General features: G+C 61.9%; 17 protein-coding genes and 1 pseudogene. 16 read left to right on the forward strand and 2 right to left on the reverse strand.

What is annotated here, in order from left to right; genetic code table 11:
• Positions 1 to 562 precede the first annotated feature (562 nt).
• From ABIE53_RS02365 to ABIE53_RS02425, 13 genes and pseudogenes are all read left to right on the forward strand, one after another.
• Positions 563 to 1,030: a hypothetical protein gene (locus ABIE53_RS02365; RefSeq protein ID WP_192699949.1), complete on the forward strand. Its 468-nt coding sequence runs from the start codon at positions 563 to 565 to the stop codon at positions 1,028 to 1,030.
• A 265-nt stretch (positions 1,031 to 1,295) separates the two neighbouring features.
• Positions 1,296 to 1,604 carry a hypothetical protein gene (locus tag ABIE53_RS02370; protein WP_376914516.1) on the forward strand — a complete coding sequence of 103 codons (309 nt, stop codon included), beginning with the start codon at positions 1,296 to 1,298 and terminating at the stop codon, positions 1,602 to 1,604.
• Between the two features lie 137 nt (positions 1,605 to 1,741).
• Positions 1,742 to 1,996, forward strand: coding sequence for a hypothetical protein (locus ABIE53_RS02375; protein ID WP_192700098.1), 255 nt, complete (start codon positions 1,742 to 1,744; stop codon positions 1,994 to 1,996).
• Positions 1,997 to 2,337: 341 nt separating this feature from the next.
• Positions 2,338 to 3,174 carry an SIR2 family NAD-dependent protein deacylase gene (locus tag ABIE53_RS02380; RefSeq protein WP_192699950.1) on the forward strand — a complete coding sequence of 279 codons (837 nt, stop codon included), beginning with the start codon at positions 2,338 to 2,340 and terminating at the stop codon, positions 3,172 to 3,174.
• Between the two features lie 201 nt (positions 3,175 to 3,375).
• Complete coding sequence (gene recC / locus ABIE53_RS02385) at positions 3,376 to 6,984, forward strand: exodeoxyribonuclease V subunit gamma (RefSeq protein ID WP_376914518.1); 3,609 nt, start codon at positions 3,376 to 3,378, stop codon at positions 6,982 to 6,984.
• Entirely contained in the window at positions 6,981 to 10,802 is a 3,822-nt protein-coding gene (recB, locus tag ABIE53_RS02390) for an exodeoxyribonuclease V subunit beta (RefSeq protein ID WP_192699952.1), read from the forward strand. The genes recC and recB overlap by 4 nt, the downstream gene beginning before the upstream one ends.
• A complete protein-coding gene (gene recD / locus ABIE53_RS02395) occupies positions 10,799 to 12,931 on the forward strand; it encodes an exodeoxyribonuclease V subunit alpha (protein ID WP_376914521.1) in 2,133 nt (710 codons plus the stop codon). The genes recB and recD overlap by 4 nt, the downstream gene beginning before the upstream one ends.
• A 34-nt stretch (positions 12,932 to 12,965) precedes the next feature.
• The gene (locus ABIE53_RS02400) at positions 12,966 to 14,507 is read left to right on the forward strand and encodes a hypothetical protein (RefSeq protein ID WP_192699953.1); all 1,542 of its coding nucleotides are present in this window, start codon (positions 12,966 to 12,968) and stop codon (positions 14,505 to 14,507) included.
• Between the two features lie 106 nt (positions 14,508 to 14,613).
• Positions 14,614 to 15,027 (forward strand): hypothetical protein, encoded by a 414-nt coding sequence (locus tag ABIE53_RS02405; protein ID WP_192699954.1) that lies wholly within the window; start codon positions 14,614 to 14,616, stop codon positions 15,025 to 15,027.
• Between the two features lie 271 nt (positions 15,028 to 15,298).
• A pseudogene (locus ABIE53_RS02410) lies at positions 15,299 to 15,370 on the forward strand (hypothetical protein); the annotation flags it as partial.
• A 130-nt stretch (positions 15,371 to 15,500) separates the two neighbouring features.
• Entirely contained in the window at positions 15,501 to 16,037 is a 537-nt protein-coding gene (locus ABIE53_RS02415) for an SIR2 family NAD-dependent protein deacylase (protein WP_376914523.1), read from the forward strand.
• 175 nt (positions 16,038 to 16,212) lie between these two features.
• Positions 16,213 to 17,232, forward strand: coding sequence for a WYL domain-containing protein (locus ABIE53_RS02420; RefSeq protein WP_192699956.1), 1,020 nt, complete (start codon positions 16,213 to 16,215; stop codon positions 17,230 to 17,232).
• 24 nt (positions 17,233 to 17,256) lie between these two features.
• The gene (locus tag ABIE53_RS02425) at positions 17,257 to 18,891 is read left to right on the forward strand and encodes an ATP-binding domain-containing protein (RefSeq protein WP_192699957.1); all 1,635 of its coding nucleotides are present in this window, start codon (positions 17,257 to 17,259) and stop codon (positions 18,889 to 18,891) included.
• On the opposite strand, the gene ABIE53_RS02430 is transcribed toward ABIE53_RS02425, so the two are convergent.
• Complete coding sequence (locus tag ABIE53_RS02430; protein WP_376914526.1) at positions 18,888 to 19,583, reverse strand: hypothetical protein; 696 nt, start codon at positions 19,581 to 19,583, stop codon at positions 18,888 to 18,890. The genes ABIE53_RS02425 and ABIE53_RS02430 overlap by 4 nt on opposite strands.
• Positions 19,584 to 19,713: 130 nt before the next feature.
• On the opposite strand from ABIE53_RS02430, the gene ABIE53_RS02435 reads away from it, so the two are divergent.
• Positions 19,714 to 20,286 (forward strand): recombinase family protein, encoded by a 573-nt coding sequence (locus tag ABIE53_RS02435; protein ID WP_192699958.1) that lies wholly within the window; start codon positions 19,714 to 19,716, stop codon positions 20,284 to 20,286.
• A 2-nt stretch (positions 20,287 to 20,288) separates the two neighbouring features.
• On the opposite strand, the gene ABIE53_RS02440 is transcribed toward ABIE53_RS02435, so the two are convergent.
• Complete coding sequence (locus ABIE53_RS02440) at positions 20,289 to 20,879, reverse strand: recombinase family protein (RefSeq protein ID WP_192699959.1); 591 nt, start codon at positions 20,877 to 20,879, stop codon at positions 20,289 to 20,291.
• Between the two features lie 170 nt (positions 20,880 to 21,049).
• Between ABIE53_RS02440 and ABIE53_RS02445 the strand changes: the two genes are divergently transcribed.
• Positions 21,050 to 22,375, forward strand: a complete 1,326-nt coding sequence (locus tag ABIE53_RS02445) for an EAL domain-containing protein (RefSeq protein ID WP_376914529.1) — start codon at positions 21,050 to 21,052, stop codon at positions 22,373 to 22,375.
• Positions 22,376 to 22,746: 371 nt separating this feature from the next.
• Positions 22,747 to 23,943 carry a hypothetical protein gene (locus tag ABIE53_RS02450; protein ID WP_192699961.1) on the forward strand — a complete coding sequence of 399 codons (1,197 nt, stop codon included), beginning with the start codon at positions 22,747 to 22,749 and terminating at the stop codon, positions 23,941 to 23,943.
• Positions 23,944 to 23,963: the final 20 nt, after the last annotated feature.

The raw sequence follows: 23,963 nt of genomic DNA on the forward strand, positions 1-23,963 counted from the left end.
CCGGTGCGTAAAAAATGCGTTTCCCCGTACGCCATGCTCTCCCGGTTCAGGTCAAACCGAGTGCGAGAAAATTGCGAACCTCACTCGTGCGGCGTTGCGCATCTGTGTGTGTACCTCGTGCGTACGGACGTGCGTCAAGATGGTCACACGTAGCACAAACCGAGTGCGTTAAAAATGCGTTTCGGTGAAACAATAAAATGCGCTCCACCTGCGAGCCGGAGAGCAGGCGAAAGCGCATGGCCCGCGCACGGCGGATACAGGACTTGCCCGGTGGCGTACCTGATGGAGACTGTGCGTTTCGAAGGAGAAGTCTACGTTCGGGATATCTTCTCGCTGCTAAAGATCAGTCCTGCTCTGCTCCAGGTATTCGGGCATGTGGGCGCGACCGCGTACCTGAACGAAGCGCGGGAAGTGAGCGCCCGACCGTACTGCCGGCGAAAATGATGCGGCCGCGATCGAATACCTTCAGCTCTTCCGCAATTGGGAATGGACAGCGGCACCGGCGAGCTTACCGGAAGCCATCGCCTGTGCCTTCGTGGCGTCGGCTATGAGTTGCGGGACGATGTTGAGCAGTTGGGGGGGCGAATACAGAAAGGGAAGCCGGATCCGCTATGCGCTTGCGTATTCACCGCTCGCTGAACTGCTGAACCTGCCACTGCGTTTCGATCCCGAAGTGCGCATTATTGATAGCGACAGCACCACTGAAAATTTCCACCGAGAGCCCCGCAAGTTCCTTGTAATGAGTCCAACAGTCGTCCAGGCTATTGATGGTGTCTTGTATGAAATATCGTTCGGCGGGAGTCAGAAGACAGGACCGGGTTGTGGACAAATTGAAACTGCTCAAACCGGAAGACGAAACTTAGTGGACAACGAACGAGAGCGTGGAAGATCTTTTCAAAGCACTGGGAATTCCTTACTCGGCCAACGACTGAACACACCTGAAACATGGTTTGGTGAGAAGTGGGATTCTCACCTTCACGCTCAGACGGCCATTCAAGCCGCCGCTCCGCACAAAAAGCAGTCGTTGTAACCACGCCGGGTCGAACTGCGGTAGCGGGTCGACCGATACCGCTGATCCTTTGCGACATGCCAAAGGGGGGGCGCGGTTGGGCTGTCCCACACAATCCGTGACTGACTCTCCCCGACGTATGGTCGAAAAAATGTGGTCGAAAAAAGTGCCCCTTTAAACAGCAGCCTACGAGAGGTGGCTGTCACCGACTTTATTGTCTCGGATCAGCGTATATGTTCTGTGACGACCTGCGCAATCGTTTTCAGGCAAATCGATGGCGCCGCCCATGTGCTTTACCGACGTCTCCGGGACGCGAATTGTCCCGATGCGCGTCTATATTCCGGTCATCGCGAAGCCTGCACATATCCAGGCGCTACGGGGAGCACTGATGGCCACCGAATACCTGAGAGACGACCACTATCACATCATCGGCACTATCGTGACCGAGTCGAGCGGCAAACAGATTGCCCGTGACGCGCGTTACAACCGGGTCGGTGAATACGATCCCAAGGCCGATCTGACACGCGACAGCCATTACCGGATCATCGGCACGGGCAATCAGCTTTCGGCGTTGATCTGGCGCACGGTCAGATAGCGGCGACACGCTCGCTGCGATTCGCCAAGCGAAACTTTGTGAGCGAATGATTAAAGAAATCGAGTTATGTGCCGTAAATACGCAGGTGTGACCAGGTATCGGCTCGTGCAATCAGGACGTCGTTTGTCCAAAGCGCCATGCAAACTATCTGCGCAAACTTAATTGAAAGTGCCTCGGGCCGCGCAGCTCGTCAGAGCAGGGCGACGTTGGCGGCATCAACCCGCCGTACTAACCTGGAAGAGACCGATATGCTGAACAACAATTCTCCACTCGAAAGCCTCGCAGCATTTGCAATTGTCTTCGCCACCGGCATTCTGTCGACGGTCGCGCTTGGAAAGTACATTGAAAAGGTGCGCCGCGACGCACAGAACGCCGCGTCCGGCGCAGCTTGACCTGCCACTCCGGCGTCGAATCGCTTTTCCAGCGTGCGTCCTCCTCATGCCAATTCCCGCTCCTTCGATAAAACTGACGTGTCGGTCATGTTGCTGGCGTCACGTGTATCCGCAGCGCAGCGACTCAGTGGTGCTGCCCGGCGCGTGCGCGGCATGCGGCGGCGAAGACCTGGAGCGAACCGTGGCGGGTCTGCTGGACGGCCCCGCAGCGCTTGCCGAACTGATTTTGCTCCGACTCAAGGTCGGCTCACGTATGAAGCCTTAGTACGGAATTGGGACGCTTCGATAACATATACGCAGCAGCGGGCAATACGCAGGCGGGGATACGAGGGCCGAACGTGATGGAAGAACAACATCAAAGGGCAATTGCGCAGGCCGCTGCATGGCTGCACGATGCGGACGGCCTGCTGGTGACCGCAGGCGCGGGCATGGGCGTGGACTCGGGGCTGCCCGACTTTCGCGGCAATGAGGGGCTGTGGCGCGCCTATCCCGCGCTCGGCGCGGCACAGATCGGCTTCGAATCGATTGCCAATCCGGCATCGTTCCACGAAGACCCCGCGCTGGCGTGGGGGTTTTACGGCCATCGCCTGAAGCTGTATCGCGAGATCGAGCCGCACGCTGGCTTCGCCATCCTCAGACGCTGGGCGGAGCGCATGCCGCGCGGTGCATTCGTTTACACCAGCAACGTCGATGGCCAGTTTCAGCGCTCGGGCTTTGCCGAGGAACTTGTCGCGGAGTGCCACGGTTCGATTCATTACATGCAATGCGTGGCGCCGTGCTGCTCGCGCACCTGGCCCGCAGCCGGGTTCGAGCCGAAACTCGACGGGCAGGCCTGCCGCCTTGTCTCCGCGCTGCCGCGTTGCCCGAAATGCGGCGGAATCGCCCGTCCCAACATCCTGATGTTCGGCGACTCCGCCTGGCTTCCGAGGCGCACCGATGAACAGGAAGCGAGTCTTCAGCGCTGGATTGCATCTGTCGGACGGCCAGTGATCGTCGAGATCGGCGCAGGCACTGCGCTGCCGACCATCCGCCGTTTCAGCGAGCGACACGGACCGCGCGTCATCCGCATCAATGCGCGAGAGCCAAAGATCGCTCCGGCGATGGGCGTTGGCATTCGGGGCACCGCGCTCGATGCTCTCACCACGCTCGACCACGCCCTCGGCACGCAGGCCCGATGACATCGAGACAAGGGCGGGCTGTAACGGCCCCGTCAAATGCCGGCGCACTTTTGCAACATGACGAGAATGTCGCGCTGTGATGCCGCCTGCAGACGTGCGTAGCACCTGTCAACTCACGACCACGCGCATTGCGCAAACGGAATCGGGGCGCGTATCGCCCGAGTGTGCCGATTTTGTTTGCTCGCGCTCATGGAGCTTTTCTTGACATCGAATTCCATTTCTCCAGGGCTGATGCTCATCCACGGCAACCGGTCCGAGCGGCTTCGCGACCTGCTTGTCGAATGGATGAGGCGTTACCCGCTCGCGCCGCTCGAGAACGAGACGATACTCGTGCAGAGCAATGGCATTGCACAATGGCTAAAGCTCGCGCTCGCCGCCGATCGCGATCCCGCGACAGGCTCCGGCGGCTGCGGCATCGCGGCCGCGCTGGAAATCTCGCTGCCTTCGCGCTTCATCTGGCAGGCGTATCGCGCGGTGCTGGGCGCGTCGGCAGTGGCCGAGGTTTCGCCATTCGACGAATCGCGCCTCGTCTGGCGGCTGATGCGGGTCTTGCCCGCGCTCATCGACCGTCCCGCGTTCGAGCCTCTGCGGCGCTTCATCAGCCACGACGACGACCGTCGCAAGCGGTTCCAGCTCGCCGAGCGCATCGCCGATCTCTTCGACCAGTACCAGATGTACCGCTCCGACTGGCTGGCGCGCTGGGCGCGGGGTGACGACATTGTGCTGGACGCACGAGGCGAGACACATCCCCTTCCCGGAGAACAGTGCTGGCAGGCGGACCTGTGGCGCGCGCTCATTGCCGACGTGGCGCATTCGACGGACGGCGGCGCGGCACAGGACGCGATGTCAAACGGCGGACGGGCAGCTGTCCACGAGGCGTTCCTGAGACGCGTCGAGACATGGGGTAGCGATGCGCGTCCGGCGGGCCTGCCGCGGCGGATCATCGTGTTCGGCATTTCGAGCCTGCCGCGCCAGTCGCTGGAGGCGCTGGCTGCGCTCGCGCGCTGGGCCCAGGTGCTGATGTGCGTGCCGAATCCGTGCGCGCACTACTGGGCCGACATCGTGCCCGACAAGGAACTTCTGCGCGCACAACACTCGCGGCAGCAGCGCCGCGAAGGCGCGCCCGCCGAACTGCCCGCCGACCAGTTGCATCTGCACGTGCATCCTTTGCTCGCGTCGTGGGGCAAGCAGGGGCGCGACTTCATCGGCTTGCTCGACGAGTTCGACAGTGCCGAAGCGCGCGATCGCTATCGTCCGCAATTTGCGGGCATCGGTCAGCGTATCGACCTGTTCGAGGAGCGCCATGCGGCGAGCCTGCTTCAGCAATTGCAGGACGACATCCGCGATCTGCGTCCGCTGCGCGAGTCGCAAACCGAATGGCCGCCCGTCGATCCCGCCACAGACAACTCGATCCGTTTCCATGTCGCGCACAGCGCGCAACGCGAAGTCGAGATTCTGCACGACCAGTTGCTGGCGGCCTTCAACGCAGACCCGAGCCTGAGGCCGCGCGACATCATTGTGATGGTGCCGGATATCGAAGCCTACGCGCCGCACATCCAGTCGGTGTTCGGACTGCTTGACCGCGAAGACCCACGCTACATTCCCTTCAGCGTCGCCGATCGCGGACAGCGCAAGGCGGACCCGCTGGTGGGCGCGCTCGAGATGCTAGTCGGCTTGCCGCACTCGCGCGTGACCGTTAACGATCTGCTCGATCTGCTCGACGTTCCCGCACTGCGCAGGCGCTTTGGCATCGACGAAAGCGATCTGCCGACGCTGCGCGCATGGATACGTGGCGCGAACGTGCGCTGGGGTCTGCACGCCGAGCATCGCGCGAGCCTCGACCTGCCGCGCGACGACCACGCAGCGGCGCCGCACACCTGGATGTTCGGCCTGCGCCGGATGCTGTTGGGCTATGCCGTCGGCGGCGACGCGCGCGCGTGGCGAGATATCGAGCCGTTCGGCGAAGTGGGCGGACTCGATGCCGCGCTGCTCGGGCCGCTCGTCAGGCTGATCGACGAACTCGACGATGCGTGGCACGCATTGCGCGAACCGGCGACGCCCGCCGTGTGGTGCGAACGTCTGCGCACGCTGAAACAGGCGTTCTTCAGCGCAGAGGACGGCACCGATGCATACACGCTCGCGCGCCTCGACAACATTCTGCAAACGTGGCTCGACGCCTGCGCGGAAGCGGGTCTCGTCGACGCGCTGCCGCTTTCCGTCGTCGGCGACTACTGGTTGACCCAGCTCGACGAGGGCGGCCTGTCGCAACGCTTCTTCGCGGGCGCGGTGACGTTCGCGACGCTGATGCCGATGCGCGCGATCCCGTTTCGCCGCGTGTGTCTGCTCGGCATGAACGACGGCGACTATCCGCGTACTCGCGTGCCGATGGATTTCGACCTGATGCGCGGCCACTACCGGCCGGGCGACCGTTCGCGCCGCGAGGACGATCGCTATCTGCTGCTCGAAGCGGTGCTGTCGGCGCGCGACTATCTTCACGTATCGTGGGTGGGACGCAGCATCAACGACAACAGTGAGCGCCCGCCGTCGGTGCTGATCGGCCAGCTTCGCGACCATCTCGCTGAAGGCTGGCAGCTCTCGCACGCAAGCCGTGACGACCGCTATGCGCTCATCGAAGCATTGACAGTCGAACATCGCCTGCAGCCGTTCAGCGCCGAGTATTTCCCCGTGGATGCTGCTGTCGCTACAGGCTCGCCGCTCTTCACGTATGCGGCCGAGTGGCGCTCCGCGCCGCGTGAAAACGGAACGTGCGCGTCTGCGTCGGACGCGCCGCTTGCCGCCGTCACGCGCGACGAGCCCTTGTCGCTGCGCGAACTCGCGGATTTCCTGAAGAGCCCCGTCAAAGCGTTCTTCAGCCAGCGCTTGCGCGTTGCGCTGGATGCGCAGGAAACGGCAAGCGACGACCAGGAGCCGTTCGAACTCAATGCGCTCGATACATGGAAGCTGCAGGATGAATTGATCCGCGCGCAGGCCACCGAAGTTCACAGAGGCGGCCAGGATGAAGCCGTCGTCGTCGCCGCGCTCGAAGCGCACCTCGGTGTTATCCGCCGCCGCGGCGACGTCATGGAGGGCGGTTTCGGCGACCTCGCGAGCGCCAGCCTCGTCGAGCCGATGGACAAGCTCTTCGCGGAATATCGCGCGCAGCTCGAGCGCTGGCCGGCTGCTATCGCGCGTGAGCACGAGATCGGCTTCCAGATGACGGGCGAACACGGGCCGCTGGCCATCGCCGACTGGCTCGGCCAGTGGCGCGCCGACGCCGGCGGCAAGCTCGCGCGCCTGTTGCTCGAAACGAGTGAACTCGTCGACGCAAGGGCAAGGCGGTATCGCTATCCGAAGCTCATTGGGCCCTGGGTGCAACATCTGGCGGCGAATCTCGAAGGCCGCTGCGTGACGACTGTGATCGTCAGCAAGAAGGGAACGGTCGAGTTCCCGCCGCTGAAGGACGGTGTGGCCGCGGCGCATCTTGGCGCGTTGCTGCGCGCGTGGGAAGAAGGGATGCGCAGGCCGCTGCCGCTTGCCGTGGAGTCAGCCTTCGAATGGCTGTTCGCGAGCGGCGGCGCGCCTCGCGATGACGGGCGGTCGGAGCAGGATCTTGCGGCTGCCGGCAAGGCCGCGCGTGACAAGTACAACGGCGGCTACTCGCCAGGAGAGGTCGACAGGAGCGCAAGCCTGAGCCGCGCGTATCCTGACTTCGATGCATTGTCCGCGAGTGGTGAGTTTGCGTCTCTTGCCGCGACGCTGCTCGGGCCGCTCATCGTCGCTGTGAAGAACAACGCAGGAGCTAACGAATGAATGCGCCGATCCATCCGACGAATGCGATGCACACCCCGCAGACGCTCGACCCGCTGTGCTTCCCGTTGTCCGGCCGCAGTCTGATCGAAGCCAGCGCGGGCACCGGCAAGACCTTTACGATTGCGATGCTCTATGTGCGGCTCGTGCTGGGACACGGTGTGTCGAATGAGCGTGCGCGTCCGTTGACGCCCCCCGAAATTCTCGTGGTGACCTTCACCGACGCCGCCACCAAGGAGCTGCGCGACCGTATCCGCGCACGGCTGACGGAAGCGGCGGCGTATTTCCAGGCCGCCCCGGCCGGCGTGACCTCCCTCGGGCCGGGTGAGACCGATTTGCTGCACGCGTTGCGGGATGCGTACTCCCAGCAGCAATGGGCGGGCTGCGCGCGCCGCCTGCAGCTCGCGGCGGAGTGGATGGACGAAGCGGCAGTATCGACCATTCATGGCTGGTGCAACCGCATCCTGCGCGAGCACGCATTCGACAGCGACAGCCTGTTCACCCAGACGCTGGAAACCGACCAGAGCAACCTGCTCGCCGAAGTCGTGCGCGACTACTGGCGCACGTTTATGACGCCGCTCGATGCCGCGGACGCGGCAACCGTCGCCGAATGGGTGCGCGGTCCGCTGGACTTGCAGAAGAAGCTGCGCAATCTGATCGACGTCGCACCGCAGTTGGTTGACGCGTCCGCGCCCGCTGACGCGTTGCAGGCGGCACGCGAAGAGTTCGCGCGCCGCCTCGCCGCGATCAAGGCGCCATGGAAGACGCTGCCGTTGCAGATAAAGGCCGTGCTGGATGTCGCGCGCGCAGATGGGCAATTGGGCAGAGAGTTTGCGCAGGCCACCTGCGACCGCTGGCTGAAGGAACTGGCTGGATGGGCCGACGATCCGCTGAAGACGAAGCCCAACCTGACCGATACTGCGTGGGACAGACTCACGCATGAAGCGCTCGCAAGACACTGCCAGCATGGCACCCCCCCTTCGCATCCCGGCTTCGACGAACTCGCGAAGTTGCGCGGCGAAATCGCCGCGTTGCCGGACGCGCGCGACGATCTCCTGTCGCATGCGGCTCGCTGGGTGGCCGAGCGTTTCTCGCTGGAACAGGGGCGGCGCGCGCAGATGGGCTTCGACGATCTTCTGACGCGCCTCGACGCCGCGTTGCATGGCCCGAACGGTGAGCGTCTTGCCGACATCGTCCGCAAGCAGTTCCCCGTCGCGCTGATCGACGAGTTCCAGGATACCGACCCGATTCAATACCGCATTTTTGATGCCGTCTATCGACCGGCCAACGATGGCGCGAATGTCGAGGCCGAAAGCGAGGCCAAAAACGCGCTCATCCTGATCGGTGATCCGAAGCAGGCAATCTACGCGTTCCGTGGCGCGGACATCTACACGTACCTCGCGGCGCGGCGTTCGTGCGGCGCGCAGCTCTATACCCTCGCGACGAACTTTCGCTCGACGCATGCGATGGTCAATGCGACGAATCACTGCTTCAACGTCGCGGAGCAGCGCGACGAAGGCGAGGGGGCGTTTCTCTTTCGCACGAGCGACGGCAACCCTGTGCCGTTTATCCAAGTCGGCGCGAAAGGACGTGACGATGCGTTCGTCGTTGACAGTGAAACACCGCGCGCATTGACAGCATGGTGGCTACCGGCATCCAGCGACGGCAAGCCGCTCGCCAAGTCCACATATATCGATCGCATGGCGGAAAGTTGCGCGACGGAGATGGTGCGTCTGCTCGATCTCGGGCGGCGCGGCAGCGCCGGGTTTGCGGGAGCGGGTGACGCTGGCCGTCTGCGATCGCTGCGCCCCGCCGACATGGCCGTGCTCGTCAACAACCGCATAGAGGCCGGCGCGATCCGCAAGGCGCTCTCGAAACGCGACGTGCGCACGGTCTATCTGTCCGACAAGGACTCCGTGTTCGAGAGCCCGCAGGCGGCCGAAATGCAGCATTGGCTCGTTGCCTGCGCGGACCCGGATGACGGACGGCTCGTACGGGCCGCGCTCGCCACCGCGACGCTTGGGCTCGGCTGGGCGCAGCTCGATGCGCTCTACAGTAACGGAATGGCCTGGGAAACGTGCGTGTTGCAGTTCCGTGGCTATCGGGAATGCTGGCGTCGCCTGGGCGTGCTGCCGATGCTGCGCCGCCTGATGAACGATTTCAGCGTGCCTGCGCGCCTGCTCGGCCTGCATGCCCACGACACGCAAGGCGTGCAGGGTGGCGAGCGGACCATGACCGACCTGCTGCATCTGGCCGAACTGCTGCAGCAGGCCAGCCCGATGATCGAGGGCGAGCATGGCCTGATCCGCTATCTCGTCGAACAGCGCGAGGCGGCGGCAGATGGCAATGGCGGCGGCGACGCCCGGCAGATCCGTCTGGAAAGCGACGGCGACCTCGTGAAAGTGGTGACCATTCACAAGTCAAAGGGGCTCGAATATCCGCTGGTGTTCCTGCCGTTCGTTTGCGCACACCGTCCAGCGGACCCGAAGGATGTGCCCTTCAAATGGCACGACGCACAGGGTACGCTGCAGGTCTCGCTCACCGACACGGGTGGCGTACTGCAAAAGGTCGACCGCGAGCGACTAGGCGAAGACCTCCGCAAGCTCTACGTGGCGCTGACGCGCGCCCGTTACGCGACGTGGATTGGGATGGCGGAACTCAAGGAATTCGAGCGCAGCGCGATTGGCTATCTGCTCAACGGTGGAAAGATGCTGGCGGCGGGCGACCTTGTGCGTTGTCTCGAAGAGGTGCTCGGCGCGTCGACGGACATCGCGGTCACGCCGGCGCCCGAGCCAGGCGACGAAAAGCTCGCGCGTCAGGACCAGGTGTCGCAACAAGGCAAGGCGCACGAGTCGGTACGCGTGATGCGCGAGCCATGGTCGGTCGAGAGTTATTCGAGCCTCAAGAAGCTGAGCCACGGCGCGCGCGTGGCGCCCGACACATCGCGCGAAGAAGAATTCATCGAAGAGCGCGACGCCGAGGTGGAGATCGAGGAAGACGACACGGCCTTGTCCGCACAACCGCTGCGCCGCGTCGCAACGCAGCTGGCCGCTCGCGCCTTGCACGACTTCCCGCGGGGCTCCGACGAAGGCAGCTTCCTGCACGATCTGCTCGAATGGGCCGCACAACACGGGTTCAGGCAGGTCGCGGCGGACATCGGGCCGTTACGCGAAGTGATCGCGCGCCGTTGCAGCGTACGCGGCTGGGAGCGCTGGATTGATCCGTTGACGCAATGGATTGTGCAGATCGTCACGACGCCACTGACGTTGAAAGCCGCTCATGGTGTCGAGGCGACCTCGATCACGCTGTCGGAACTGCGTACATCGATCGGCGAAATGGAGTTCTGGCTCGCCGCGCATCGCGTCGATACAGCGGCCGTCGACCGGCTCGTGAGCGAATACACGGTCGGCCACGCCGGACGCACCGCGATTGAACCGGCGCAACTGAACGGCATGCTCAAGGGCTTCATGGATCTCGTGTTCGAACATGAAGGCCGCTACTACGTCGCCGACTACAAGTCGAACTGGCTCGGTTCCGGCGACGCCGCTTACACGGCGGAGCGGATTCGCGCGCAGATCCTGCGCTCGCGCTACGACCTGCAATACGTGCTGTACCTGTTGGCGCTGCACAGGCTGCTCAAGGCGCGGCAGCCCGGCTACGACTATGACACGCATATTGGCGGCGCTGTCTATCTGTTCCTGCGCGGCCTGAATGCGTCGACGCAGGGTATATACGCCGAGCGGCCGCCGCGCGAGCTGATCGAACGGCTCGATGCACTGTTCACGGGCGACGCCGGGATCGCCGATCGGGAGGCTGCATGACCACGACTCTTTATGAAGGCTCCTTCTTGATGGTTCAGGGCGTGGAGAGCTGCGAGCAGGTCGAGCGGATGCTGGCAGGCTGGGTTGGGCGCGGCTGGCTGCGCGATGTCGATGCAGCCTTCGCGCGATTTCTCGCGCGCGAAGTGCCGGATGCACACGCGCTGCTTATCCTCGCGGCAGCGCTTGCGAGCCATCAGTTGGGCCGAGGCCACGCGTGCCTGGATCTTGCCGCGACGCTTGCGGATCCCGCCTCCGTGTTGTCGCTTCCACCTGACGGGCGCGCCGCCCGTGACGTCGACGAAGCCGACCAGGACATCGTGCTGCCTTCGAGCGTGCTGGCGAACGTCACGCTGGAGCGCTGGCGGGCGGCGCTCGTTCATTCCGAACTGGTTGGCGACGGCGCGGGTAGCTCGCCGCTGGTGCTGATTGGCACGCGGCTCTATTTGCGCCGCTACTGGCAATACGAACAGAACGTGTGCCGCGCGATTGGCCAGCGTCTCGAAGCGGCCAGCCAGCTTGAAAGCGAATTGGATGCCAATCGTCTGCGCGATGCACTTGCGACGCTCTTTCCCGCACCGGCAAAGCGGGGCGACGCGCACGCCGACTGGCAGAAACTCGCTTGCGCGCTCGCCGCGCGTAGCGCGTTCAGCATTGTTACGGGAGGACCGGGCACTGGAAAAACGACGACCGTCGTGAAGCTGCTCGCGTTGCTGCAATCGCAGACGCTCGCGGGTGGCGCGGGCAAGCCGTTGCGCATTCGCCTCGCAGCGCCGACGGGCAAGGCGGCCGCGCGCCTGAATGAATCGATTGCCAACGCGGTCGCGAGTCTGCCACTCGGCGGTTTTCCGCAAGGCGAGGCGATACGCGCAGCGATTCCCGTCGTCGTCACGACGCTGCACCGGTTACTCGGCACGCGGCCTGACACGCGACGCTTCCGGCATCACGCGGGCAATCCGCTTTCGCTCGATGTGCTGGTGATCGACGAGGCGTCGATGGTCGATCTGGAGATGATGAACGCCGTGCTCGATGCGCTGCCCGAACACGCCCGCCTGATTCTGCTCGGCGACAAGGATCAGCTCGCTTCGGTGGAGGCGGGTGCCGTGCTCGGCGAGTTGTGTCAGCGCGCGAGCAAAGGCCACTACACGCGCGCGACCCAGGCGTGGCTGCAGGAAGCGACGGGCGAGCACATCGATGCCGAGCTCATCGACGAGTCGGGCAGCGCACTCGACCAGTCGATTGCGATGTTGCGTTTCAGCCACCGCTTTTCAGCGGAAAGCGGCATCGGTCAACTGGCGGAAGCGGTCAACAGCGGCGAGCCGGAAAAAGTTGCGAGCGTCTGGGCGTGCGGCCACGCCGATCTCGGCGTGATCGAGTCCATCGAGAAGGGCGACGCAGCACTCAAGGCGCTCGTCGTGGACGGCATGGCCGACGGCGCACAGCTGAACTGCGAAGCTGGCGTTCATAAGCCTGACGCCAGTGCGCGACATGGCTATCGCCACTATTTGCAGACCCTGCGTGACAGGCAGCCGCCGCATGACGCCGATCAGGCGGCATTCGATGTGTGGGCGAACGCCGTGCTCGACGCACATGGCAAATTTCAGTTGTTGTGCGCGTTGCGGCGCGGAGCGTGGGGCGTCGAAGGACTGAACCGGCGCGTCGCGCATCTGCTACAGGAGGAGCGGCTGATCGCGGCGACGGGCGAATGGTATCTGGGCCGGCCAGTTCTCGTGACGCGCAACGACTACGAACTGGGGCTGATGAACGGCGACATCGGCATCACGCTCGCACTACCTGCGCCCAATGGCGGCTGGAGCCTGCGGGTCGTGTTCGCTGCGGGCGACGGCTCGCGACGCATCAAGTGGGTGCTGCCGAGCCGCTTGCGGGCCGTCGAAACGGTGTTCGCGCTGACTGTCCATAAATCGCAAGGCTCGGAGTTTACTCACGCCGCGCTCGTGTTGCCCGACACCCTTAGCCCGGTGTTGACGCGCGAGCTCGTCTACACAGGCATCACGCGCGCGCGCAGCTATCTGACGATCGCGAGCGCGGGTGGCAGATCGGTCGTCGAGCGGGCCGTGAGTGTGGGCGTGCTGCGCGCGAGCGGTCTTTCCGCTGGTTTCGATTTTCAGTGACTTTTTGAAAACTTCTTTTGAGGGGCATGGGCTGATGAACCGTAACGCGTTTCTTGCACAATCCGACGTGAAAGCTTTTGTGGCGTGGCTGGCCGAGCGGCTGCCGACGCTGCCCGTTCGGTTGCGCTTTGCACACAGCCAGTTTGTCCCAGGTGGAATCGATACACGGGTGGACGGTATCGAAGCGGTTCATGCGCACTACCATTGGCGGGCCACCTGGTTGGATCCGCGCAGTGGCAAGCCGGTTGAGTCCGGCGACTGGGCATCGACGCGCGCGTCGCTCGAACGTCTGAGTGCGTGGCTGCGCGAGAGCGTCGCGAGTGGCGACGAATTTGCCGCAGGCGCTGCGGCGCGCGAAGCGCTGCGCTGGGGAGGCGTGCGGAGCGCGATTCCCTTCATCGAATCGAAGGTCAGGCAAAACGCGTGGTGCGCGTATCTGAAAGAACTGGCGCCGCTCTTTGCGCTCGACGGCGACAAGACGCTCGACGGATTGCACGCGGGCAATGTGCACCGCTTCGACTCGGGATTGACCAAGATTCATGCGCTGCTCGATACGACAGGCTCGCCGATCTACGACAGCCGTGTCGGCGCTGCGCTGGCGATGCTGCATGAAATGTTCAGGTGCGACGCCCGGACCAATGGTATTCAGCATGAAGCATTGGGTTTTCCATCGGGGCCGGCGCGTGGACGGCAGATGCGCAATCCCGGTGAGCTGAGCTTTACGGCGTCGCCTCAGTTTTACACGCCTCAGGTTCCTCGTGAGGACTGGGCGCGCTGGCAACTGCGGGCGGGCTGGATCATTCGAGCGGTTCTCGAACGGAGCACGCTGTTCGCGAGCGAACCCGCCGGCGACTCCGCGAGCCATGTTGCCGCGCGTTGCCATGCATTCGAGGCCGCACTCTTTATGATCGGGTATGACCTTCGGAGTCTGCTAGACGAAGGTGAGTTGGGCTCTGTCAGCGAAACTGGACGCCCACGACGGCGTTCGACGCAAGCCGGGATGTGGGTGCCGACTGGGCATGTCTTCCATACTGCGTTGAAGGCCTATCTCGAGTACCGCGAAGTCTCGGCTAACTCTGGTCTGGACGGGTTTGAGCAATGGCTGGCAACCGCTCCACAAGCTGTTCGCTATCAGGCAATGGCTGGAAATTTCAAGAGCTATCGGTATCCGCTTGGTGAACGAGAACTGAATATCACCTGTCGCTCGCTTGAGGATGTCCGATTGATAGAGTCGGGCGTCGAAGACGGACTGTATCTCGCGAATAACGGAGAACGAGAGTTCATCGAAGGGGACGAGCGCCAACAGGTCTGCTTGGTTTGTACAGGCCTGGCCGGGTACTGTCAGTTGATCAACTCCAGTGTAGTCGGCGTATCGGACGCCAACGCCCGCGTCAAACGTCTTGTGGATAAGGGCTTCGCGGGTAAGGAGAGCACAGCAAACTTGCTGTTGACCACTGGCCGCAGCGTGGGCAAACACTTCGGCTTGCTCGACGACGACAACAGGCCGACCGCCCTTTTCCACCGCTTCTTCGGCGACGGTTTCGAGTATTTCCGAAACCGGCTCGGTGTCGATTGAAATGGCCGCGACGCGGACCCACGCTAGCCAGTCGTATCGGTCGGGACATAAAATGTCCCGACAATCTCCCACGATGTGAGTCCTCCTTCCAGCATGGACCCATGTCATGCCGCAGATGATCGACCATATCGACGCGATCGCGCGTCGCAAGCAACGCGATGTGCTCTCCGTGACGTTCTTCGACGATCCTTCCGGCGAGCGGTCGCCGCATCATTGGAAATCGCATCCTGTGCGGGCGGCCGTCGTCGAGTGGCTCGACGCTCACGGGTATCCCTGGCAGCCCTGCGGAGAAGTCGCGGACGAACGGATGATGATCAGCTATCGCGGTTCGATCTATATCGATGTTCCGTACGATTCCGGCGATCCGTCGTACCGCGCGCTCGAGGCGTTCCTCGAGTACCCGGACGGCTCGTTGCGCATGCCACATATGCGCTTCCTCGTAATCGGCCTCGACTATGCGCAAAAGAACGCACACCATGACGAGCCGGGCTTCTGGGAAAGCTGGGCCGAACGCTTCTAATACAACGAGAACAACGAGAACAACGAGAACAACGAGAACAACGAGAACAACGAGAACAACGAGAACAACGAGAACAACGAGAACAACGAGAACAACGAGAACAACGAGAACAACGAGAAAAACGAGAAAAACGAGAAAAACGAGAAAAACGAGAAAAACGAGAAAAACGAGAAAAACGAGAAAAACGACTATGATCGATAGCACCGACATTCAACGCGCAGCAGACTGGATCCGCAACGCGGACGGCATTGTGATTGCGGCAGGCGCTGGCATGAGCGCGGACTCGGGTCTGCCCGACTTTCGCGGCACGGACGGGCTATGGACGTCGCTGCTGCCCGCGGGCATGACCGAACGCGACGTCGGCTCGCTGACGCAGGGCGACTGTTTCGTCGAAAAACCCGTTGACGCCTGGCGATTCTACGGGACGCGCTCTTCAGGTGTGCAGGCAACTGAAACCCCACGCGGGCTACGCGATGCTGAAGCATTGGGCCGAGGGTGCGCGTCATGGCGCCTTCGTTTTCACAAGCAACGTCGATGGCCACTTTCAGGCGGCGGGCTACGACGAGGCACGCGTTCTGGAGTGTCACGGCACCATCAACTTCATGCAGTGCGGCAAACCATGCGGCGACGCGATCTGGCCATCGTGCAGCATGATCAATGGGATCGATATCGACGCGCTCGCTGCTCCCTCGTTGCCGCGTTGCCCGCATTGTGGCCATCTCGCGCGGCCGAACTTCCTGTTGTTCGACGACGGCTTCTGGGTCGAGACACGCTCTTCCGCGCAATGGGAACGGTTGCGTATCTGGCTGCGCACCGTGCAAAGGCCGGTGGTGATCGAACTCGGCGCGGGAACGGCTGTGCCGAGCGTGCGCATGTTCGCGGAATCAGTGCGCGGCCCGCTGATCCGCGTCAATCTCGACGAAAGCGAGGTGGTGGGCGATGGCGTCGGCATTCGCGGCACGTCGCTCGACGTGCTTTCCGCAATCGACGCGGCGCTCGCCAGGGCCTGATCTCGCGCCAGCGTTCGTGTCGGCCGATGCAAAGGATGCGTCCTTCGCATGGGCCGATAGGCGAGCCTGCATTACGTCAGTGTTGGTGGCCGGCAATATATCTACGCGCACTCAAGAAAACACCAAAAGGTGCCGATATACCCGAGACTATCCATCCAAACCACCGAATCGTTCAATGTCTGACATCGACCGCGAAATCATGCGCGTCCTTCCCGACGCAGCCACGCAAAGCAACTACCTCAGCACCCCCGAAATCCATCGGCGTCTGACGAATACCGTGCCGGACATGCCTTCGTCGAAGACGATATACCGGCATCTGGCGAAGCTCGAGGAAGAGGGACTCGTCGAGATGGACCAGCGCGGAACCGCATCCGTATGGCGCAAGAAGGCGGGAGCGAGCGGCATGGCGGCTAAAGGCGGCGGGCTGATGAACTTCGACGAAGCACTGGCGCTGCAGACCCTCAGACGCTTCTCTTCCCGGCAGATTCCGGAACTGGTGGCCGAGTCGCTTTCGGCGATGTTTGAAATTGCAGACACGCGGCTGCGGAGGACCAACAGCGAAACCGAGCGGAAATACTCGCGCTGGACGAGCAAGGTTGCCGTGGAGAGCGGTGGCTTCGCGCTGCACTATCCCGTGATCGATCGCGAACTGTTCGCTACGGTTTCGAGTGCGCTGTTCGAAGAACGCAAGCTGGAGATCGTCTACCGTCCGCGTCACAACACCGATAACGATCGCGCGAAGGTCGTATTGCCGTTCGGTCTCGTCGAGGTGGGTGGACTCGTGTACCTCGTGGCGGGCACGGAAGGCAAGGCCAATCCCACGATGTATCGCCTGGACCGTCTCGCGCGCGCCGCGGCACTGCTCGAATCGTTTGCCTATCCTTCGACGTTTTCGCTCGATGCGTATGTCAAGCAGCAACGCAGCTTCGACTTCATGGTCGAAAAGGAAGTGCAGCTCAAGCTGAGGTTTGTCGGCGGAGCGGGCGATCATCTGCTTGAAGCGCCCATGTCGAAGGATCAGAAGAGCGCGCGCAAGGACGACGCGCTGCATGTGCAGGGAAGCGTCATGCTGAGTCAGAGGTTGCGTTGGTGGTTGCGCTCGTTCGGGCCGTACGTCGAGGTAATCGGACCGGCGAGCCTGCGCGGCGAGCTTGCCGAGGAAGCCGGCGAGCTGGCGAGAATCTACGGCAAATAGCCACTGTGCGAGAGGCATTGAAGCATGGCCCAGATATTCCCTGCCGGCTGGAACGACCAGCTGGTAAGCGGCGCCGCGCAGCGTGAAATCGAAACGCTCAGCGTTCTGCAACGCGGTCTGCCCGATACGTATGCCGTCTATCACGGTGTTCACTGGACGCAGTTGAACAAAGGGTTTTCAATTTTCGGCGAGGCTGACTTCGTGGTCGTGAGCCCGGCGGGCCGCGTGCTCGTGATCGAACAGAAATCGGGCGGCCTGGAAGAGACGCCCGACGGCCTCGCTAAACTGTATGCGGGCAAGAGCAAAAGCGTGTCTTCTCAGATCGCACGAACGATCGGCGGAATGCATGGCCGCTTCAAGGCCGCATTTGGCGGCCAAAATTACAGGCTTGAAGAAATGCTGTACTGCCCGGACTACCAGGTGAAATATCCAGCGATTTCCGGCGTCAATCCCACGCGAATCGTCGATGCTGCGCGCAGGGACGACCTCGTGTCGTTGATCGAGGCCATTCTGCCCGCTGACGAACCGCCGTTGCCTTGTCTTGGCCGCATTCATGCGTTTCTTGCGGACGAGCTCTCGCTGACGCCGGACGTGCGCGCGATGATCGGCGAGGTCACGAAGTTCGTGACGCGCGTCTCGGGCGGACTCGCGACGTGGGCGCGTTCGATCGAGTTCCAGCCGTTCAGGTTGCGTGTGATCGGTACGGCGGGGTCAGGCAAGACACAGCTTGCCATCCGCATTCTCGACGATGTCGTCAACGCCGGACAGCGCGCGCTCTATCTGTGCTTCAATCGGCCCCTTGCCGATCACATTCGGCGCATCGCGCCTGCCGGTTCGACGGTACTCACGTATCACCAGCTTTGCCAGCAGGCGGCGGCGCGCGTGAGTCAGGTGATCGACTTTGCTGACGAGCACGTCTTCGATTCGCTCGAACGTGCGTTGCTGGCATCGCAGCCGGACGACGCTGAATGCTTCGATACGGTCATCGTCGATGAAGGCCAGGACTTCCGTCAGGAATGGGTGCTGCCGATCGAGCGGCTGTTGCGCAAGAACGGGCGCTTCTGGTGGCTGGAAGATCCGATGCAAAACCTGTACCTGCGCAAGAACGTCGAATTGCCCGGCTGGGTCGAAGTGCGCGCAATGGCCAATCATCGCAGTCCGCACGACGTGGTGCGCTTTATCGGCATGCTGGCGGGCGCGCCCATGTCGATCGAAGCGGCGGGACCGTTCACCGAGTCGGATGTTGCCCTGATCACGTATTCCGGCGGCAGCGCGACACAAGCGACCCGTGAAGCACTTGAGCAGGCGATATCCGCGGGCTTTGCTCCCGCGGATATCGCGCTGCTGACCTTCAATGGCCGGGACAAGTCAGTGTTGCCCGTGCTCGACCGGCTCGGACGTTACGCGCTGCGCAGCTTCACGGGTACGTACGACGAGCACGGCGCGCCCGTCTATCGCGACGGCGACGTCACGGTCGAAACGATCTATCGCTTCAAGGGGCAAAGCGCGCCCTGCGTGATCCTGACGGAGGTCGACTTCGAGCAGTTCGACGACGCGACGTTCCGGCGTCTTTTCGTTGGCGCGACGCGTGCGACGATGAAGCTGATTGTTGTGATGTCAGAGCCGACTGCGGCGCTGTTGCTCGAGAGAATGAGCTAAAGCGCGCATCGGGCTGCGTCGAGTTGTGGCGTGATCATGCAGAGCAGATCGCGCCGCACGACGGCAGGCATGTGCGGCTGACGCGTAGAGGAAGCAGCGATCAGACAGCCCAGGCGGCCGAGCGCGGCCTGCGGCGACAACGTGCCGGCCACTGCCCAATGACCTGCGCGTTTGCGCGGCAACTGATCCGCATTACCCTCAAACAGGATCATTTCAATCCCGCAGTCCGCCAGTGATTGCGATACGGCGTAGTTGGCCCCTGCGCAATTCCAGCAGAACGCGGCGCTTGCGCGACGCGAAGGCTTGACGATGTGCACGACCACGTCAGCGCCGCGCGCAATCCTGTCACGAGAAATCTTCCACGTTATTGCGCCGTTCAGTCCGGGCAGTTCTCTCATCCACGACTGAACCTCCGATTCTTCGTATCCCCAAAGCCGCAACGCAATGCACAGCGTCTGTCCGATACCGTGTGCATTGCGATCGGTCTGCGTTGCGCCTGCGTGAACCGTGTTGGTCGGTTTAGTCATGTGTCTGGGGAACTCCCGGTCGTTGTCTGAGTGCGCAGTGTGCGGGACCCTTGAGTCAAACCATGTCCCAAACAAGCCGACGATGCGCGCGATCAATTCAGACACAGTTTGTCCTGTTCGATTTCTATAGTGCGCATCCGGGCATTTGACGAAGAGAGTGTTCATCGAGCTCCATCAATGATGTCCAGTGTTACTTAGTCGTATTGTCCAACCGCACATCGCAGAGCCGCAACGATGCGATGCCCAGTTCGGGTTCGCTTGCCGGGCCTGGCCGCGCTGCACAACTCCAAAACGAATGAGAATTGGGTACGCGAGAGTTTCTACCGATGATCAAAATCTCGACCTGCAACTAGCAGCGTTGAAAACGGCGTGCTGCGACGACATCTTCACCGATCAGGGAATCTCGGGTGCAAGGTTCTCTCGCCCCGGCCTCGGCCAGGCGATAACTGCGCTGACCCGAGGCGATACGCTGGTCGTGTGGCGTCTGGACCGTCTGGGGCGCTCGCTGACGAAGCTCGTCGAACTGGTCGACGAGCTCGGCGTAAGAGGCGTTCAGTTTGTTTCTCTCACCGAGTGCATCGACACGACCTCGCCGGGTGGAACGCTGCTGTTTCACATCATGGCCGCGCTCGCACAATTCGAGCGCTCGCTGATTGGCGAAAGAACGCGGGCCGGCATGCTCGCCGCTAAAGCGCGCGGGCAGCACGTCGGCAGACGCCACGCGATGACGCAGATCGAGTGCGTCGAAGCCCAGCAATTGCTGACGCTTCATTCGTCCGACATCGTTGCCAAACGGTTCGACGTCCATCCACGCACGCTGCTTCGCAGCTTGCGCCGTTATGGGCTCGAAGCGCATCGGCTGGCCTAACGCTATTCCTGGTCGCGACATGATTCCGATGGCGGGGCCGGCAAGGTCGAATTGCGCAGCACGCGTTGCACCGTTCGCGGATGCACACTGAACCGCACGGCAAGTTCGGCAACAGACACTGTGCGCGAAAGCACAAGCGCCTCAGCGCATTGCGCTGAAGTCATCGCGGCACGCCGTCCCACTCGACGGCCGCGCTCGCGTGCCGCTTGCATGCCACAGCGCGTCCGTTCGCTTATCAGCGTCCGTTCGAATTGAGCCATGGCAGCCATCATGTGAAAGATGAACATGCCGCTACACGTTGTGGTGTCGATCGCTTCCGTGAGCGATTGAAAGCGGATGCCCCGCAAATTGAGCGTCTCGATCAGCTCAACGAGCTTCATCAATGATCGGCCCAGGCGGTCGAGGCGCCATACGACTAGCGTGTCGCCCCGATCGAGTTGCGCGAGCGTGTCATCCAGTCCTGGACGACGGAACGTCGAGCCCGAGACGCCATGATCGTGAAAGAGCCGTTCGCAGCCTGCTGCTGTCAGCGCCGAGACCTGCAAATCGAGGTTCTGTTCTTCCGTCGAAACGCGAGCGTAGCCGATCTTCATCGTAGCGCCTCACTGAAACTTATCTCCCTGGCTTCGGCGTGCATGCATACCGTGCAAGAAAGTGGTCTTCATGCATTGACACAAAGGTTCCCTTTTGTCGCCGCACAAAGCCGCGTCAGCGGGCACAGCAGATTCATGATTTCTCTCTGGTTTTTCTGAAGCCTTGAACTATGATGGATCGTGACACAAAGGAACCCTTTTGTACCCCGCTGCGGGGCTGGTCTGCGCGACGGCAGGACGGGTTCGGCGCAATGAGTCACGAAAGACTACCTGGGCTTCGGCCGGAGCTCGAGTCGCTGCTGAAACGCTTCGGCATCGGACCGGCTGCGAGAAGCGACTGGCCCGCGGCACTGTGCATCGTCGCGACATTTGTCAATCTTCCGCAGATCGAGCGAGCTTACGGTCCGATGTTCGCGACAACGGTGCGCCATGTGGTCCGCGAGCGGGCCCGCGAATTGTGCAGGCAATACCCCGGCACAGTGGCGATGAGCGCAGAACATATATTGTTTGTGTTCGACGCGTCGTCGGATATGCAAGACACCCATCGCGGTCTTGGCGCGCTTCCCTCGCTTCTGCTGGATCGCATTCTGACGGATCTTGCAGATCGTCCCGTGCGATCAGGCTCCGCTGTCGCGTTCCCTGTGATCGAGGCGAACGTTGCCCACTTCGCCGACGAGCCCTTCGATATCGATTCCGTCAATGCCGCGCGCGTGTCAGAAATGCAGTCTGGCGACGAATGGCGCGAACAGTTCCTCGCGGATACTAGAGTGGCCGAACGGGTGTTCCGCGCAATGCACGAACGCCAGCTCGACTTCGACCTCGAGCGTATATGCGACGCGAAGGAGCCAGGGACGACGCATTATCACGAAGCGCTGCTAAGCAAGACAGGCGATGGTCCTGACGAGCGTTGCCGGATCGGCTCGGAAGTGCGCGCGCTCGAGCGTCTGGGCGTGGTGCGACGTCTCGACAGGTGGGTCGTCGAGTCGATCATCGGCAGGTTGAGGGCGAACCCCGACGCGCGAATGGGCTGCAACGTATCGGCTGCAAGCGCAGCAATCGATGCATGGTGGGCATCGATCATCCTCACCTTGGTCGAAGAACCTGAAGTTGCATCGCGCCTGACAATAGAGATCACAGAAACCTTTCCCCTCGTCAATCTCGACGGTGCACGCGAATTTGTCTCGGTCATCAAATGGCTTGGTTGCCGCGTTGCGCTCGACGATGTCGGGCACGACTTCGGCAGTTTGAGAAACGTTCTCAGCCTCGGTGTCGACATCGTCAAGATCGACCGCTCGCTGGTGGCTGAGAGCCGCCACGACAAGGCAGCGGCGGCACGTCTGGTCCAACTCATCGGGTTCGCGAAAGTCTGCGCCACATCGATTGTCGTTGAGGGAATTGAAACGGCGGACGATGCGCGGACGGCTTGTGCAAACGGCGCAACAGGTCTGCAAGGCTATTTGTATCCCACGTATGCGAACAGGGTAGCGAACCGGTAGCGCATGTCAGTGGTTTTGGTCCGGAACATACAGAGTGACCGGTTCAAAGAAGATACGACACCCTTCGAAAGCGTTTTCACCATCACGCGGACGTCTATTCGTTAAACCAACTATTCCGGTTCAGCCGTCTTCTGTTTTCCCCGCGGCGATAGAAACATCGTTTGTCTAGACAGCCACGCACAATGCGAACCACTGCAATCGAACAAACGCGTGTCAAGTAGCGGACATGCCACGTGCGCGGAACTGAACCGAAATTGTAGAGCGCGTTCCGCAGGTTTGCGTACTTCCGGGAGTGCGGAACGAGACCGAACTTGAGAGAGGCGCGATTCTCTTCAGTCTGGACATGAGATGTCCGGATCAGTGTCTACAGTATGTCGGGTGGTGTTTACTTGACCCGACGAACGCGGCAAATAAAGCAGATTCATTCATCCATCGCGTACGGAGAAAACGGCCGCTCGCATGGACTGAAAATAAAACAGGCAGCAGGCAAAAGAAGAGCACATCGATCAATGAACTTCAAGCGCTTTCAAAGCACTATTGTTTCCACGTACCGAATTACGATGGCCGGAATTCTTCTGGTAATCGTGATAGGGGTCCTGTCGTACCTGTTTTTGATGGGCTTCTACGCGGTCAATCGCAACTGGTCCGCGCCGATCGTCCTGTCGCCGACGCAGGAAAAGGTGTTGGCGTATCAGCCCCAGGTATCGGCGCTCGAGGCCGAGTTGCTGAAGAACCGTGTTGACCTTGCCACGGCGACTGAAAAATACCGCGTCATCAATGAACAGATTGCCGACACGCAGAAGCTCATCGAGCGATTCGATGCCGCGGCGCATAGCGAGTCGCACGCACTCGCGCTAAGCGAGTCCGATATACGGTCTGCGTTGAGTAGAAAGCGCATCGACGCCGCGCAAACTGAAAAGGCCGCATCCGATGTGAAGCCGATGCTTGCTTCCGTCGACTCCGATCTGACTGCCGGTCTGATTACCAAAGACGAGGCCATGTCGCGGCGCCTCAATATCCAGTCTGCGATCAATGCGATAACGAACACGCACATCAGTGAGATCACGCTCCGAGAACAGGCGCGCACGGCAGCCGCTGCAAGTAGGACGCTTGGCGGAGGGGAGGCATCGTCGCTGAGCGCGCTGCAATCGTTGACCAATGAGGCGCAATTGCGCATGACGCTCGCGCAAGCCACCGTCGACGCCGAAACGGCGCGCCAATCCGTCGACCAGTTGCGCGCAACGGTGGCGAATGCGGAACGCGTATTAAACGTCGCCAAGCGTTCCCCGTACTACCTCGCGTTGACCCGCAGCGTCCCCGTTGTCTTCGTCGAGTATGACAACCTCGTCAATGCGACGCCGGGGGCGCCCGTATTCGATTGTTATCTCCAGGTTGTCGTGTGCCGGAGGGTGGGCTCCATCGAGCAGGTGTACGAGGCCGAGGAATATGCGCGACAGCCTCTGTTCAAGACGGATATCAAAGGCAGGTTTGCGAGAGTGGATTTTTCGGTGAAGGTTGCAGAACAGTCGCCTGTTGTCTTTATCGGACACAAGCCGCTTCTGTTTTAGGAAGCCGGCCAATCTATTGC

The organism is Paraburkholderia sp. OAS925 (genome assembly GCF_040543975.1).
GTDB classification, from domain to species: Bacteria; Pseudomonadota; Gammaproteobacteria; order Burkholderiales; family Burkholderiaceae; genus Paraburkholderia; species Paraburkholderia graminis.